We start from the raw sequence: 1,526 nt of genomic DNA, 5'->3' as shown, positions 1-1,526 counted from the left end.
AGGCTTTGGTTGCAGCCAAAGCTTGGGTCTCACTTTACCCGAACTCGGTAATAATTAATAATTAAGATGGCTGTATTATCCATACAAGCTGTTAGCAGTACAGGGAGTTCATGCGTAATTTAATAATCTTGATGGCTTTTTTAGCAACATCATGTTCTCTATCCGAACTGCCTTATAGAAAAGCTACCCTAGATAATTTCGTCGAGTTTTCGAGTGGACACGATTTTGGCTACATTGATGAAAAATTGAAAGCCAATTTGTGGCGGGTAAAATATATTGGAATAGGTGGTAGTAGTCACAGTGAATTGAAGAATCATCTATTACGTAGAGCTGGTGATCTTTGTTCAGGTAAGTTCGAGATTCAAAATTACGGTAAATCAGATTCTGTTGTAGCGCATAGAAACCCTGTTCAAAAGCCGTTCGTTGAAGCAAATGTTCTCTGTGGATAGTGTTGTGCACAGCTAACAAGCTGTTTAACAAGGACAAAATACAGTTGGCTTTTGCTCCTTCGTCGCTTAATCTTAGCCAACTATATTTTGCCCATTAACAGGGCGTTAAGGGCTAAGCAGTTTTGCTCAGAAGACATTTATATTCAAAATGACACCTGTTGCCTGAATGTGTGCGAATATTCTGTGATACATGAAACTAGTGAAGCATGTAGCACTCGATATGGTGCAATTGAAAAGTGTATTGAAGGTGAGTGTGAGTATATATTTATCAAAGAAATTGATGTCTGCAGCTAGCCTTAACAAACGCAATCACTCGGACCGCATTTAAGCTGTCTTCGTTTTTGCAAAAGGGCCGCAAAAGCGCAGCCATCTCAAATCCGTCCGGTGTTGCGGGCGTTAGTTGCAATATAAGCACTGGTAAACTGAGGTGAGGATGAAATATTTGATAACTATTTTATTTATTGTGGTAGGGCTTTATTCTAGCTATTCCAATGCCTGTCGTTACAGGGCACAATCGATAGAAGAAAGGTTTGAAAACTCCACCTACGTTGTAACCGCTTGGGTGACAGGTATTGAATTGATAGGGTTTGAAAATAATAAAAAATTTGAAATAGAAAATGAGGAAAGTGGAGAAAATGAAGAGATTATTTCCACTGGATACGAACCAGAAATATTATCTTTATTATCAATTGAGAAATTTAAAGGCCGACGTAAACCACCTAGAAACGTAAAGAGTGGAATCTGTTGGAATGGAATAGTCGAGCTTAAAGATAAGGCCATTTTCTTTATTAGCAAATATGAGGGGGAATATACTTCTTTCGCTATTTCAGAATCAAATAATAAAGAATATTACCTAAAATCGTTGGCTAAAATTAGAGCGTTAAGCAACTAACAAAGCCAATCAATCGGATTCCGCAAGCTGTCCCATTTTTTGCGGAGCAAAAATAAGAGCCAGCTTGCTACACGGTTGTTGGCGGCGTTAACTGTCCATGGAGTATCAATGTTAATATTTAAACTTGTGACATTGATTCTTGCATTAGCACCAATTGGACTCGTAGCTTTTTATATAAATAACGT

General features: G+C 38.0%; 2 protein-coding genes. Both read left to right on the top strand.

Annotation, left to right across the window (positions count from 1 at the left end):
- The first annotated feature begins 110 nt into the window (after positions 1-110).
- On the top strand, positions 111-449 hold the full coding sequence (locus BM088_RS26870) for a hypothetical protein (RefSeq protein WP_091992010.1): 339 nt from the start codon (positions 111-113) through the stop codon (positions 447-449).
- 442 nt (positions 450-891) lie between these two features.
- Positions 892-1,341 carry a hypothetical protein gene (locus BM088_RS26865; protein ID WP_143085174.1) on the top strand — a complete coding sequence of 150 codons (450 nt, stop codon included), beginning with the start codon at positions 892-894 and terminating at the stop codon, positions 1,339-1,341.
- Positions 1,342-1,526: the final 185 nt, after the last annotated feature.

The sequence above is a fragment of the Pseudoalteromonas denitrificans DSM 6059 genome, from assembly GCF_900112265.1.
Lineage (GTDB): Bacteria > Pseudomonadota > Gammaproteobacteria > Enterobacterales > Alteromonadaceae > Pseudoalteromonas > Pseudoalteromonas denitrificans.
The sequence above is the reverse complement of the archived record's forward strand: the minus strand, read 5'-3'. Positions and strand labels throughout refer to the sequence as shown.

What these genes read in the sequence shown, in the direction of transcription:
- BM088_RS26870 (WP_091992010.1), top strand. Translation starts at nt 111, where the DNA reads ATGCGTAATTTAATAATCTTGATGGCTTTTTTAGCAACATCATGTTCT.